7 protein-coding genes are annotated in these 15,660 nt (G+C 39.6%); all 7 read right to left on the bottom strand.

Annotated elements, in window-relative coordinates:
- Positions 1-214 (bottom strand): hypothetical protein (locus BLP50_RS14465; RefSeq protein ID WP_207645746.1); only part of this gene is annotated, 214 nt, incomplete at its 3' end.
- An 80-nt stretch (positions 215-294) separates the two neighbouring features.
- Positions 295-942 (bottom strand): lysoplasmalogenase family protein, encoded by a 648-nt coding sequence (locus BLP50_RS14655; RefSeq protein WP_090488452.1) that lies wholly within the window; start codon positions 940-942, stop codon positions 295-297.
- Between the two features lie 12 nt (positions 943-954).
- On the bottom strand, positions 955-2,727 hold the full coding sequence (locus tag BLP50_RS13555; protein ID WP_090155695.1) for a hypothetical protein: 1,773 nt from the start codon (positions 2,725-2,727) through the stop codon (positions 955-957).
- 50 nt (positions 2,728-2,777) lie between these two features.
- Positions 2,778-3,965 carry a class B sortase gene (locus BLP50_RS13560; protein ID WP_090155698.1) on the bottom strand — a complete coding sequence of 396 codons (1,188 nt, stop codon included), beginning with the start codon at positions 3,963-3,965 and terminating at the stop codon, positions 2,778-2,780.
- 129 nt (positions 3,966-4,094) lie between these two features.
- Positions 4,095-14,174: a fibronectin type III domain-containing protein gene (locus BLP50_RS13565; protein ID WP_090155700.1), complete on the bottom strand. Its 10,080-nt coding sequence runs from the start codon at positions 14,172-14,174 to the stop codon at positions 4,095-4,097.
- Positions 14,175-14,383: 209 nt separating this feature from the next.
- Positions 14,384-14,998, bottom strand: a complete 615-nt coding sequence (locus BLP50_RS13570; RefSeq protein WP_090155702.1) for a Fic/DOC family protein — start codon at positions 14,996-14,998, stop codon at positions 14,384-14,386.
- 4 nt (positions 14,999-15,002) lie between these two features.
- The gene (locus tag BLP50_RS14385; protein WP_163927216.1) at positions 15,003-15,167 is read right to left on the bottom strand and encodes an antitoxin VbhA family protein; all 165 of its coding nucleotides are present in this window, start codon (positions 15,165-15,167) and stop codon (positions 15,003-15,005) included.
- Positions 15,168-15,660: the final 493 nt, after the last annotated feature.

A 15,660-nucleotide genomic window follows, 5' to 3' on the forward strand; every position in this document is an offset into this window, starting at 1 on the left:
GCCATCCTAGCGGCAGCTGCAAATATATTACAAAACCTGCTTTATATTTTTCTAAGTTCATTCCAAAATCGCCCATAACACCCTCAGAACCATTTTTAAACTGCCATCTACGCGTACGGTGTGTCCGCACAGTAGCTACTTTTTTGAAAACTGTGGAGGCTTGAAAAAGACACATGCCTATAAGAGATGTGAACTTTGCATATATGAAAAACATAATATTCTTGCAAGGTTTCCACACCCCGGTGGCAGGGCGGGGCAGGGCTTTTAGCCTACTTGGCGCTGTGAATAAATGGGTTATAAGCTAAATATAAATAGTAAGATGGCTGCATAGTATGTGGCTAGATTTATGAAGTGGACTATGCGCTTGATTGATTTGCTTCTGTAGTGATAGAAATATAGGAATATGATTGTGAAGTCGCTAATCCAAAAGAGGATTCCGGCAATGGCAAGCCATAGCATACCCTGTAAGCCGCATTCTAGGGCCTTTAGCGTCATTGTAGTGATGAAGTAGCAGTAGATTAAGCATGGCACGAATAAACTGCCCATATGGAGCCTAAAGTGGCTTCTCAGCCATGCCAGTAAGACACATGATATACAAGGCAGAATGTAGATTAGGGCACTAGTTCTGTCTGTAATTCGGCACATATAGTTTAATAGACCAACGTGACCTATCATAAAGGATATAATGCCAAGTATCATAAACTCCTTCCGAGTGTAGGTGTTGTAGAGACCCATTAGAATATCACCTACAAAGCATGCAAAAAGAGCCCACATCATCATTGTCAGCTTCTCTGAAAAATAATGGTTAATGAATAGAATAGCCAAAAAGGAGGCACTACATACCACCTTAAATGGGACATAGTACCTCCTTGATAAGCTATTATCACATACCATAAATAATCCAATTATTAATGCCACATAAATAATAGTTTCAATAATCATTTTTCCACCTGTTTAATACTCATCTCTCTGGCTTTCAAGTATTGCTTCTAACTTCTTCTGGCGGCTGAAAAGAATTGCGCCTGCTCCAAGTAAGAAGATTGCAAGGCAAAGAAGATATCTGTTATCAAATCCGTCGGCTGTCTTAGGAGTACTGTCCTGTGTGTGTCCTGAAGAAATTGAGCCGTCTGAACTTACCTTGTATGTAACGGTGGTTGTTGTCTTGCCAGCAGTTGTTGTAGCTGCTGTACCGCCTGTAATTTTAAGTGTTGTAAATGCATAACCATCTGTGTACTGGAACTGCACAGCATGATCACCATTTGCAAGGTTAGCTACGTACTCTTTTGTAAGAGTAATGATTGTAGAGCCAGACTCCATTGTGTAGTTTGCTTTGTCTACTTCATTGCCATCTATTAATAGATATGCAAATTTGTCAACTGGACCATCACATACGATACGTACTGGGCCTGAGCCAGCTACTACTGTCTGGTTAGCACCCTCTGTGATGTGATACTTGTTTGTTGTCTGTGCCTCAGCTGATACAGTACCTGGTTTCACAACAGGAGCAGGGGTGCTGCTCTCGCTAGATGAGCCACCGCCGGAACCACCTCCACCGGTGCCACCACCGCTACCATTTTTAGTGTAGGTAAATGTAACTGACTGATTGTCAGCTGCCACTACTGTATAAGTTGTAGGAGCCTGTGCTGTATAGCCATCATGAGGTGTTGCGCTTATTGTAGCACCTGCCTCATATTGATTTGTCTCGTTCTTAAATACTGTGCCATCTGCCGCCTGCTCTACAACAGTTACATTGTACTTGGTTGTAGGAGTAGGTCCTGGTGGCTCTGGACCTGGTGGTGTAGGTCCTGGAGAATCCTTGGTGTAAGTAAAGCTAATTGTGTCGTCAGCATCTGCTGCTATTACCTTAGAAGAATCTCCGCTAATTGTGTAGCCATCATAAGATTTTGCATTAACAGTGAGCTCGATGCCCTCTGTCTTAAATGTTGTATATGTATCAAATGTAGTGCCATCGCATACAGCGTTTACTGTGATTGTGTATGTTGTTGAAGCACCGTCTAAGATTACGTTTGGATAATTGTGTGAGAAATACTCAACTATAGGACTTGTAGGTCCTGCGCCTGTTATATTAATGTGTGTTCCATCTGTAGGCCATTTTTCATGTGTTCCAATAGTCTGGATGCTAGAAGCACTGTTATTCTGGAATGAAAGATTAGTAATTGATGTATCATCAAGTGCATAATCACCGATAACTGTTGTGCCTTCTTTTATGATGTATTTGTTGTCTGAAACAGCCTTACTTGGAACATATATAAGCTTTGTGCCTGTATAAAGTCCCTTATTGTGAATGTAATAATCACCGCCAGAAATACTAAATGCAATATTAGTACAGCCAAGGAATGTAGTTGCATCTGCACCTGACATGCTCTCACATGAAACGCTGCTTAATGCTTCGTCGCCCTTTAATGCACTATGACCTAGATTAAGATTTCCATTTACTTTTATAGTTGAAAGTGAATTGAATCCTGAAAGAGCACTGTCATCGATAGTAAGATTGCCATCGCAGGTAACTCCTGTGAGGGTGTCTTCATATCCCATCAGCTCTCCTAGCTCGATATGTCCATCTGTAACTACATAGGTACTGCCTTCCCAGGTACCTTCTGCTTCTGAAGTTGTCGAGCCAAAGAAAGTAAAGCCCGTCAGAATAATAGATGCGCTAATAAGAATACATCCTAGTTTTTTCAAAAATCCCTTTTTCATCTTAGCCATAGCATTCCCATCCCTAAATCCAAATGTTTAAAGATTATAGTTTATTGTATTTATTTTATTCTCTTAGCCACAACAAACATTCTGCCGTTTTCGGTGTATGTATTGCATGTGCTTAGAGTTAATAATTTGTCATCGCTAGTAATATCAATAGTCTCGTCAAATACCGATAAACTTTGGATATTATCTATAAACTCTTGAAGCTCCTCACCTGTCAGGGCATCTATAAAATCATAGTACTTGTAGGTGTCATCGTCCTCGTAACCTACTTCGGAAAGTCCCACGCCTACTACCTGGTAAGTCTGCTCCTCATATAGAGTTTTAAATATTATAGTCTTATGCGCCTGATAATAATCATAATCAAGATATCTCTTGAGGCCACCAAACATGGTACCTGAACGCATGTTATGTCCGTAGATAATTGTATTAGTGGTAGGATTAACTATGTCACACCTATAATCCACAAATAGAGTCCCTGCTGTGCTGCTCTCACCATAAAAATCACGTCTCAAATAGTACTCTGGATCGCTAGGTGTCTGCATAACCGGATAGTTGATATCTGTATCTACTACTGTAAGAACTCCTACAAAATCATTATTTTGAGAGTATAATTCATTCATTTCAGGAAGGATTGGTCTCTCTCCTGCTGCATAATTTGCATCCCACTGACTATGGATATAATCATCATCAATTTCATTTGCAGGTGCAGTATTTCCTGATTCACCCCCATTTTGGTTCTCTACAGAATGTATATCGTCAATTACATTACTATTATTAACATTATTTTGTGAATTATTAGTGTTTCCTGTGGCATTTGCGGCACTCTGTACCTGGTCGTCAAGCTTTGCCAACTTCCTAGTGTGAATAATTTCCTTGATCTCCACACTTGCAAACACACCAATAAGCACTACCGCAAGACCCACAAAAACATACCCCAATGCCTTTGTACTCTTGGCTCTACCAGCTGCTTCCTCGATAATCTCTCTATCATCAAGAAGGCCTGCTGATTTCTTGGCAACTATATCTGCTACATGCTCTGCGTACTGCTGTCCAATTGGACTGTTAAAAGTAATAATACCGTCTCTTATATCATTATAAAGGCGCAATGCCACCTCAGGGTCTTGAATATCAAGTTCCTGGTTGATGCACTCTATTTTTCTAACGTCCTCCTGGGCTCCTCGGTACTCATAGTAGGTCTCAAATTCGAATCCGCCTATGATGAACTTTTTTCTTTCAGACATACCTTCCCTATCCTAATATCAATAGATACTTAAATTGTATAGAAAAACGCTTGTTCTTACAATACTTTTCTTATTTTTATTAAGGCAAAAAAACAGCCCCATCCGAAGATGGGGCTGCCTCAATTTTGTTTATTTTGCCTTTGCGCTTACGTAATCAGATTCTGATACAAGCTCTAGGTCTTTGTTGCTGTCAAGGTAGTAGCCTTGTACGTAGTAATAGTAGGTCTTTCCACTTGTTAAGCCAGAATTGGTGTAGCTTGTTTCTGCACCAGATGACTTAGGAATTACTGCTATAAGTGTATCGTCTGCCTTAGATGTTGTGTTGTCATCACGGTAGATGTAGTACATGGTTACGCTTGCAGAATTTGTACATGTAATTGTCATTGAACCAGCTGAGTTACTTGCAACTCTAAATGCTGCTGTTGAAATCTCAGTTGCCTGTTCGATGCTTACATCCTTAGAGCTAAATATACCAGTTCCCACATAAGCACGTGCTGAAATTCTGTACTTTGTGCTACCTGTGAGGTTCTTGAATGTGTAGCTTGTTGCCTTGCCTTCTACTCTGACTGTCTGAGTTGCGCCTGTTCCAAGGTTCTCAATATCAAGCTCTGTTCCCTCTGAATACATATCTCTTGCCCATGCTACTGAAATGCTATCCTGAGTATATGCTGTAACATGTAAGTTAACTATTGGCCAAAGAGCTATTTCAAAGTTATCAAGTCTTGTTCCTGAGAAGTTGCCAGTACCCTTAATTGTAATTGTACCTGTGCCGCTTATCTCTCCACCGTATGTAACAGTGTAGTCAGAATCCTTGAGAGTATAAACTCTAGCCTTGCCATCAATATCCTCAACCTTAAGGAATATTGTAAAGCTTGGAGTCTGGGCCTTACCTGTGTATCTCTGGGTCTTAGCAAGTACTACCTTACAATCGTCAATTGGACGCTCTATAATCTTGTACTCTACTGTCTGCTCACCTGTCTGAGTAGGATCACTTTCTACGAACCAGTGAACTGTAGCTGCTATAGTTCCTACATTCTTAAGGTCATCATCTGAAGTAACTGGTACATCAGTGTATGAACCATTTGGATTGTAAGTTCTTCTGAAGTATTCTGTGAGACTATCATCTACTAAAATATTAGGATAATTTGTCTCAAAGTCTGGCTTAATAGCTCGGCCTGTGTACATGTACTCCTCATTGAAGTTGATAATCTTTATAAGGCTCTTATCAAGAGCGATATTGAAGTTACCTACCTTTTCTCCTCTGAAGTAAGGATTCTTAGCTGTAATTGTAACCTTACCTGTTGTTGTATAGTTGTCATCAGAAGATACAACTACTGTATAATCAGTATTCTTTGTAAGAGTCATGTATGTTCCATCTGATCTGTAGAGAATTACCGCAAATATTGGGTCAATCTCCTGACCTGTAAGGAACTGATCTGGAATGCCTTCAACAGATGTATCAATTGTTACACCGTCAGGCTTGTAGCCTACAAATGTACACTGATCCATGTTAGCCATAATCTTGTACTCTCTGTAAAGGACTCCCTTGTAGCTTCCTATACCTTCTACATATACATATCCCTTGCCAGGATCTCTTGGCTGCTTCTTGTTAGCCTCGATTAGGCTTTCAGTTGAAGTGTCTTCCAACAACTCAGTTGTATAGTAAACTCTGTAATCTGTGCCTTCCTTAAGCTTAGCATCAGATGTGTTAGATACTACAACTGCTGGTGTTATATATGTACCTGTGTAGTCAAATGCATAATCTAATAGCTGAAGTTCATCTTCACGCTCAAACTGTACCTTGAACTTACCATCTCCGATAGAGCTCTGGCCTATTATGAAGTATGCCTTAATAGTAGTTGTTGAACCTGCATAGTTACCTGAATCTGTTGGGAATGTAACTGTCACGCATGCCATCTTTGCATCAGGAACTGTTGGATCATAGTACTTATTGTTGTCGTCGTATCTTACTGTGTAATCAACATTTTCTCTAAGTACCTGTGCTGTAGAGCCGCTTGCAAGACCTCCATCAGTAATTGTGATAGTAGGTGTAATTGGCTTTCCATCATATTCCTGATAATAGTAGCCTGCGAATGAAGCATCGCCAAATATCTCAGATGACTTAGCTGCTGTAAGTATAGTAAGGTCTGGTCCCTCTAATTTAAGAGTAACCTTATCAATATTTACTCCACTTGTATCGCGAGTATAGCTATTCTTCCATGTAACCTCACCTTCAAGGATTCTTGTATTAATCTTGTAAGAATCAGTTACTGTGCCGTAATATCTTCCCTTACCGATGATGTTTACTGTCTTAACGCCTGCGTTTACTGTATCAACATCTCCAGACTCGTTTACTACCTGAATCTCAAAATCAGTACCTTCTGTAAGAGTTGTGTGTGTTCCATCATCCTCTACAACATATACTTCTGTAAGCTTAGGTAAATGACTTACTCCGTCGTATGTAAACTCCTGAATGTATGTGCCATCCTTGTGGTAAGAGAACTTACCTTCTGCTGCAAGATCAGGAAGTGACTTACCAACACTAAATGGTACCTTAAATTGCTCGCCACTATAGTTGCCTGTACCTGTGATAATCACATAAGGTGAACCTTCTTTTACATCATAGTTTCCGTAAGAATCCTGAGTCTTTGAAGTATCCCATCCACCTTCACCGGATTTATCATTTCCAACTACAGTAATTGTATAGTCTGTTGGCTTTGTAGGATCTGAACCATCGTTCAATGTAACTGGATTCTCTGCTGATGCTCCAGCCACACCTGCATCCTTAATAACAACTGTTGGTGTACCGCCAATTGTAGATACATCACCTACTGTAATAGAGATTTTTCCTGTGCCATTTAAATAGTTTGCAGGAATTGATCTGTCTGTAACAGTAAATCTCTTTGTTATTGACTGGTCACAACTTCTGATACCAGTAATTGTAATTGTATAATCTCCCTTATCTACTATCTCAGATACAGGAACATTATTTGAATTAAGGATAGTTAATTCATAATCGCTATTGTATTCAAGTATTGTGCCATTTACCTCAAGACTTAACATGCTGCTGTCAAGTGGCACAGGATCTCCTGTGTATTCGGCACTTGTCTTTCCAATAGTTACTGTTGTGCTACGTAAATCTAATTTATTAATTCTAAAGTCTTTATTTAAAGCTCCACCGGCAATTGAATAATTACCATTTGTACCAGGTGTGATTGTTACTGAAGGATAAGCAGTAAATGGCTGACCTATCCTGGTGGCCTCAGCCTCAAGATAATCAGTTGCGCCGATATCATTGTTCTTGTACGCAGTCTCATCATTAATCTGATAGTCTGTTCCACGCTTAAGTGTAAGAGTTCCATATGTAATTCTTACAGCTGGCTTCACTGGAACACCAGGGCCTGCATATACTGCCTGCTCTACGCTTATAGTACACTTAGACAAATCTACTGGTGTAATTGTGTAGTACATATTAAATGTACCAGAGTATGCTCCCATACCAGTAACTGTTACGTATGTACTACGCTCTGTCTGAGTAGCATTTATACAGTTATGATACTCAAGTGTGTAGTCTACATTTCTAACAAGTGTTGTAGCACTATCTGCTTCAGGCTTAATTAAGACAGTAGGCTTAATATCATTGCCTGTAAATTCTGCAGTATATGTATCAGCGTATGAGCCATTGCTCTGCTTAAAGGCTCTATAGTAATCTGTGATATCAATACCACTTACCTCAAGTTCTATTGTCTGAGGATCTCCCATTACATCTGTGGCTGTTTCGCCCTTAGAAATTGTAATAGTGTGAGTTCCAACATTCTTTACTGTCTTTGAACTAGGGTCGATTGCAAGTGATGCTGAAGGAACTGTCTTTCCTCCACATACAACAGTCACGCTAAATGAAATATCAGAGCCTGTGTATGCTGCACGATATACTCCATCTGCACCGTAAGTAATTCCTGTTCCAGAAAGAGAAATCTCTGCATCATTCAAATCGTATTTAATATTGTATGTAAGCTGAACTGAACCAGTGTAATATGCAGAATCAGGCTTTGCTGTAAGTGTAATCTTCTTAGCACCTACTGACTTGATATCTGTTGGATATGTAACTGTGTAGTCCACATCCTTCTCTCCGTATGCAAGTGCAATGTATGCGTCAACATTTACATCGCCACCTGTGTATGCAAAGTCACTCTGGAGCAGTCTTGCATTTGCAACGTCGCTGCTTATAGGTGTCTTAAATGGAACATTGTCAAATGTAATGTTTCCACTGACGAAATTCTTAGCGCCGCTGCTCTGACCTGTTACTGTAACAGATCCCTTACCTGGTCGCTGGCTTCCTGTAACAGTGTAGTTGTACTCTGTAGCAGAGCCTACTGTGTATGAAGCCTCAATAGCTGATGACCATGTATCAGTTCCAGTTGAATAGTAAACATAAGCTGTAGGTGTCTCGCCTGCTGTAAATGTTGTGTTATCAAGCTCAACCTTTACAAGACCATTCTTGGCAACAAGTTTGCTTCCCTCTTGGGAAATGCTCATGTTTCTAAGCATCAGGTAAATATTAATATTTGCCTTTTTCGTTCCTTGGTACTTGCCCTTACCTGTTACCTGAACATAATTCTCGCTAAGGTTCTTGCCAGGAACTGTATTTGTACCATAGCTTAATGTATAGTCTGTATCTTCTCTAAGAAGAGTTGTTCCGTAGTATACAGTAATATCTGCTGGCTTAATCTGACTTCCTGTAAATTCATAGTAAGGAGAACCTACTATTATCTTGAAGTCATCTCCACCTACATCAATTGCACGTACCTCAAATGTAGCTGTCGCAGTAGATGTAGTTGCATAATTACCAGCGCCAGTTGCTGTGATCGTAATTGTTCCAATTCCATTTACAAGGCCTGATGTATCATAGCTTAATGTATAATCTCTACCCTGTGTAAGCGGCTTATTGCCAGAATTGTATACAGTTAAATTTGTATCAATATTAATTGCAGAGCCAGTGTAGTATACCCAGTATACGCCACTGTCGTCTTTGTAAACCTGACCACCTTCTGCAATATCAATTTTCTTTAATTCACCATCACCAATTGTATAGGTGTAATTGAATCCATTCTTGTAATTGCTTTCTGCTGTTGCGGCAACAGAGACAGATGTAACTCCCTTTGCTGGTCCAATGTTTTCTGGAGTCATTGTATAGTCGTTATCCGCACCATACTTAAGCTCCTCTGAGAAAGAACCCACCTTGTATGTAATAGTCAGCTCACCATCTCCAGCAGTAGTATGTGCCACATTCATCTCTTCGCCTGTGAACTTTCTAGTAGCAGGATTATTTTCACATGTAATTGAAACATGAGTATTGCTTGGAGTGCTTCCGTTTACTGATAAATCAATTCTCTTGATTCTATACTTGTATGTGTATGTACCGTAGTAACCCTTATCCTCATTACCCTTAAGTACTACAGTAATAATGTTTTGATCACCATGTGAGTTATAAAGGTCATATCCAGCATCAGAAGTTCTACTTTCTACCAGATACTGATAATTAGAAGGACTAGTCTCAGAAGAGCTCAAAGTAGCACCATCTACTGTAAGCACTTCGTAAGGAGTCTTATCAGAACCTATATAATCAACCTGATAGTATCCCTCTGAAAGTGAATAATTCTCTGTTGCATCATAAGGATTCTTAAGTACAACTGTTGTAGGCTTTGAAATATCATGACCAACACCGTAGGTCTCTTCTACTGTTCCAGTATAGTTACCCTTACCTGTAATAGTAGCTGTATAGCCTGAGCCAGCCTTTGTTGCTGTGCTGTCAGCTGTTACAGAATAATCATTGACAGGATCAAGGGCTAGACCGCGTTTGCTTGATATCAAATCTGAGCCATTATCAACAATTGTAATTACTGGACTATATGTTCCAGTGTGGCTTGCTGACCAATCAGGTGCAGCAACTGTTATATCAATTGTACTTGCACTTATGTCTCTAGGCTGGATTTCAAAGAAGACATAGATATCTCCTGTTCCATAATAGTTGCCCTTACCACTAATCTTTACATAGCTGGCCTTTAATGTAGACACATTTGATGAATTATATTCAACCACATTTACATTGTTAACATATGTGTATGTAAAGTCTGTACTGCTAAGCTGTGCTGCTCCATCAAATACTTCTACACTAGGCTTAAGCTTCTTTCCACTATATTTTGGCTTATAGCTTGAGCAATACTTATATAAATCACTTGAACCACTTGCTGGGCTAAACTCGCTGTCAGTTACCTGATATCCGTTGAGCTTTATTGTTAAATTAGCCGCACTTCTAGATGTGATTGTAAATGTCTTAGGCACTGCACCAGTAAGGTTGTTAACACCAGTTACTGTAACTGTAGCTGTTCCTGCTGCAATATTATTAGCGTATGAAAGTGTGTAATTGCTAGCACTTACAAAGTTGCCATTATCAAGTGTCAATGTAACAATTGGCTTATTTTCTGCGCCAGTATAAGCAATGCTTGTGTATTCAAGGGTAATATTGCTATCCTTGATTGTTGCTGGTGTAATTGCAAAAGTACCACTTAATGAACCTGTGTAATTGTTCTCAGAGGCCTTGATTGTGAAACTTGCTGAATTAGTTACATCAGTGTGATTGTTATTGTAAACAATTGTAAAGTCCTTATCAGCGCCTTCTACAAGGTCTGTTCCATTAAATGATAATGTATAGTCTGTTCTCTTAAGCTCTACAGGATCTGCTGTATAAGTAAATGAAGTAGTATTTAAGTTAAAGCTAATATCTGTATTTGTTCCAATATTTACCTTTGAAACTGTATACTCTGCTGCAGCGCAGAATCCATCATACTTACCTGTACCAACGCAGACAAGATACTTTGTACCTGCATTAGCTGTAAGCTCAGATGCCTTGTGCTTGTCAGAAGTAACGCTATCAGCCCACTGTACATAGTAACCATCTGCTGTACTATTTACCTGAGTCTGAGTCAAACGAGTACCGCCCAAGTATAAGTGTGCAGTTGGTTGAATCACGCTTCCAGTATAAACTCTCGAATATCCTGACTTCCATCCTGTACTGCTAGAAGCCTTATAATTACCGTTCTGATTTACCCAGATTACAGCATCATCTGTAAAGTTAGGTGTAATTGTAAATGATTTTGTCTGCTGACCTGTAAAGTTTCCAATACCCTTTATAGTAATGGTAGCTATTCCTGCTGCTGTGTTATTAGCATAAGTAAGCTCATAGTCTGTATCCTTTACAAGTGTCTTTGTCGTAGACTCATCTACCTTAAATGTAACAGTAAGATCGCTTTCAGGTCTTATTTCTTCGCCTGTACGTGTATACTCTGACTTAGCAAGTGTAGCTACTACGCTACTGTTATTGCTGATTGATAGTTCATAAATATTAAAGTGAAGTGTAAGTGTACCCTTGTAACCCTCTACAGCAAAGCTAATTGTAGCATCACCTACATTTTCATTATCAGTGTATGTAGCAGTTGTATTGCCACCAGTTGATGTCTTAGGTGCTACCCAGCTTGCTACTTTCTTTGTGCCTGCCTCATAGAATATAAAGTAATTTGTCCAATCGTCTGTTGGAGTTGTAATAGCCTTTCCTGTATATTCAAATGAAGGCTCCTCATCATTTACCCAATGTACTTCAAGGTACTTTGAGATATCATCTGCACTTGTGTCTACAACATAAGTTCCATAGTTAGAGCCATCTTCTGTCTTGTAGTTACCCTTACCTGTAATAGTAACTTTATAGCTTATTCCTGCTGTACCAGTAGTCTTATCAGAAAGTGCTACTGTGTAATCAGTACCCAGTGTAAGTGGAACATCTGTAAGACCACTTGTTGCTCCAGTAACTGAAGATACAGTGTTCTTTGATGTATCAATTACAAAATTAGCGCTTGCAAAGTTAGCATCCCATGTCAAAAGCTTAGGAGTAATAGTAAAGTCTTTTGCAAATGTGTAAGTCACTCCACCAGAGCTTGTATATGGAATATTTACTGTTGCTGTACCAGCATCCTTGTTGCTTGAGTAGCTAATGCTTCCAAGCTGGTCCTCGCCATAGTTTGTTGTTCCATCAGAAAGCTTTACATGAGGCTTCTGTGGCTGAGCATTATACTCAACTGAATAATTTGTTGTGTATGAACCTGCTGTTGTATCAGAAAGTGAAATAGCAAATACAGTAATTGTTACCTTTGCAAACACAGTGTCACTGTATTTTGCCTGAACTACTGCCGTACCTGCAGAGTTAGCTGTAATGCTTCCATCTGAGCCTAGGCTAATACAACTTCCTGAATCTATTGTCCACTTAATTGATCTTGCATAATTAGGTGTCAGTGTGGCAATTAACTTATCTGTCTCACCAACTGAATAATAAATCTTGTCACCATCTAATGTTTTGTTCTGAGATGATATAGTAATTCCTGTTACATCATCTGGAGCATCTATTTCTTCAGGATCAATAAAGATAGCTCCTGCCTGTCCTTGCTGTAGCGAAGCTGAATCCCCATCTACGAAATAAGTATTATGAGAGCTAAGCCCAACCTTTACATCATAAGCATCTCCTTCAAAACCAGAAATTACTATTGAATAATAATCTCCTGGATTTACATAAGAATCAGTTCCTGCTGCATATGAGAAAATAAATTCTGCCTTATACCAACCAGCGCTAGATGCAGTAATTCCAGCACATGTTGCTGTTGCTATTGCAGTACCGGCTCCTGGTCTATCATTTGTTGAGCTATTGCTATCATAGAATGTAGCTGTAAGTGTAGGCGCATCCTCTTCTGCATCAAGCTCAATATATATATGTGCCGTTTTTATTCTTGTATATTTTGTAGCCTGTACACTTGTTCCAAGACTTGTTCCAGGTGGGATGGTAATTGAATCTTCTGGTATAGTTTCTCCTGCAGAAATAATAATGTATGAGAAATGCTCTGACTCAAATGTTACGTCAGAACCACTTACGCTGGAGTCAAGCTCTGTGATTCCATTGCCTTCCTCTACACGGTGTACCTCTACTGCACTATCATCTACATCATTTAACTCACCAATACCACTTACAGTGATTTCAACAGCGCCACCATCAGTCTGTGGTTGATACTTGTTTCCATCAGCATCGTAAATTGTAATATCGTAAGCTCTAAATACTTCGTTATCTTCTTTTCCTGCATTGTCAAGAATCTGCTCAGCATAATCAAGGCTTATTGGCTGGATCTCAACTGTTGAATTCTCTGGCATTTCACCCTTTACAGTAATTACTACGCCATCGATTGTCTTTGAGATTCTTGTATATACAAGCTTGTATCCCATGTCTTCCATCTTGAATCCACAATGGATACATACGCCGTCAGCATCAAACTCGCATTCCTCTGTCTCGTCAGAGATTTCTTCTTCGCCTGTTTTCTTGTTGCGCTTTATAGTTCTTTTAATATGAGTACCATCATCATTTGATGTGTATTCATACTCATACTCGTATTCGTCTTCTTTTTCTTCAGTGTATCCACAGTGAATACATGCTCCATCTTCCATAGAGCAGTCCTGAGTCACTGATTCACCACAGAGAGCGCAAATCTTCTCATGTGTGCCATCGCCATTGCTAATATACTTCCACTCGTGTTTGCACTCTTTATCCTTCTCGTCCTCTTCTTCTAGCTCTTCTTCCTCAAGCTCTTCATCAGATTCTTCCTCCACCTTAGGAGTCTCAGTTTCATCTTCTGTTACCTGGTCATTTGAAGAGCCATTGTTTTCTGTAATCGAGTTATTTGTCTCGTCACTTGGTGTATCTATAGGATTAGGGTTGTTGGCATCATTATTAGCCCCATCTTGATTTGAGGCTCCATTTCCATTTTCTGGAGTAATAATATTTCCGTTTTCGTCTACTATTACAGGATTATCAATACCTGTATTATCCTGGCCTGTGATATCGCCATCTATGCTTGGTTCTCCCGTAATTTCTCCTGTTCCAGCCTCATCCACTTGTGCGGCTTCATCTACAGAAGCTTCTCCCTCTGGTGCAGTATACTCGCCTCCAACACTCTCCTCAGGTGCCGCTGCGCTTTCCTCGCCTCCGGATTCTTCAGTGCTTTCTACGACTTCACCTTCAGCCCTAGTGTAAAAGTCGTCTCCAACCATTGTTGTTACAAGCAACAATGCTAGCAAGAAAGCCATTAATCTTCTTAAAATATTCATGCTATTATTCATGTGCCAACCCTCTTTTTCTGTTATTTTTTATACAAAAAATAGACGTAGATATACCACTACGATTTCCATATCGGCATAATCTATTATTAATTTTATATATTAACGCAGTTTTTCTTATGAAATTTATGTGAAATTAATATGTTAAAAGCCCCTAGAACAGGGGCTTGAGAATATGTTGGCACATTTACCGAAACATGTGTATTATTTCGCTATTCCATTTCCACAAGACATCCATACAAAAGTTCCTCAAAAGGCTCATAATTTAGCACTGAACTTTCCTTGCTTGCCAATATCATATCGTTCTTTGTAGTCTTAGAAAAATCGATGTCAAAGTGGTTACTATTCTTGCAGATATACTCTATAAATACTCGCTGAGCGCGGCCATTACCTTCCCTAAATGGATGAATCATATTAATCTCACCAATCAGGTAGGCAAGCTTCTCAGCCATTTCTGTCTTATTATCCACATCCTTTAGATAATTATTATGAATTATCCACTCATGGACCCTTTTAAATTCTATCTCTATAAACTGAGTCAGGCAGAAAATAGTGCCCTTTGAAATATCTACGGTGCGAATCTGACCCGCCCACTCGTATATATCCTGAAACAAGTACCTATGAATGGCACAAAGATGTTCTAAAGAAAAATCGCCTGGAATTGGACGCTGGCTAATCTCAAAATATCTCGCCGAGCTAAGCTCCTGCTCCACCTTGAACAGCTCGTCCTTATCCCTAATATCAAGTTTGTTCTTGAGGACATGAGTGTGTGGATAGCAGTACTGGCCGTTATCCTCATACTCATAGCGATAATATTCATCCATCATGGGCTTATCCTACCGAAACATACCTAGATGTAATCTGTCGAACTACATCCTCCACATCAACCTCTTTTTCGATAATCATTCTCCCACGCTCTATCTCCTCAGGAGTGAGTATCATGTCTTCCATAGCAAAGGAAGCTCTTACGCTTGCAATTTTTTCATCTGTAGACATTAGTCTCTCCTTAGATATCGACTTAAATTCCATTCTTCAACACCTTATACGTCGAAATGCTAAACAACGGTCCAAAAAACTTAGTTACATTATATCACAATTGTCTGACATTTCATACCCACACCGCCTAGGTTGAAATACATACCAACTATCCAGCTAAATCCCGCCTCATCCCCCGCCCTTCATAGCATTTCTAGTTTGCCCCCCGGCGCTCCTAGCCCCACATCCCGCTTGTAGGAACTTTTATGGCTCTAGATATGCATAAGGGCACCTGTGGTATCGATTCAGCGAATATTTGTAGTTTTTCTTCACGTCAAAAATTGGCAACAGCCATGTGTCTTTCTAAGAATGAACTGTTTTCAAAAATGTAGCTTTGCTGTGTGGACACCCAATTAATATCTATGGCAGTTTTCAAAATGATTCCAAGAGGGTGTTTGGGGCTCATGATACATTCACTAAGAAAAATTAAAAAGCAGGTTTTGTATATATTTGC

It is taken from the genome of Pseudobutyrivibrio sp. AR14, from assembly GCF_900101325.1.
GTDB lineage: Bacteria > Bacillota > Clostridia > Lachnospirales > Lachnospiraceae > Pseudobutyrivibrio.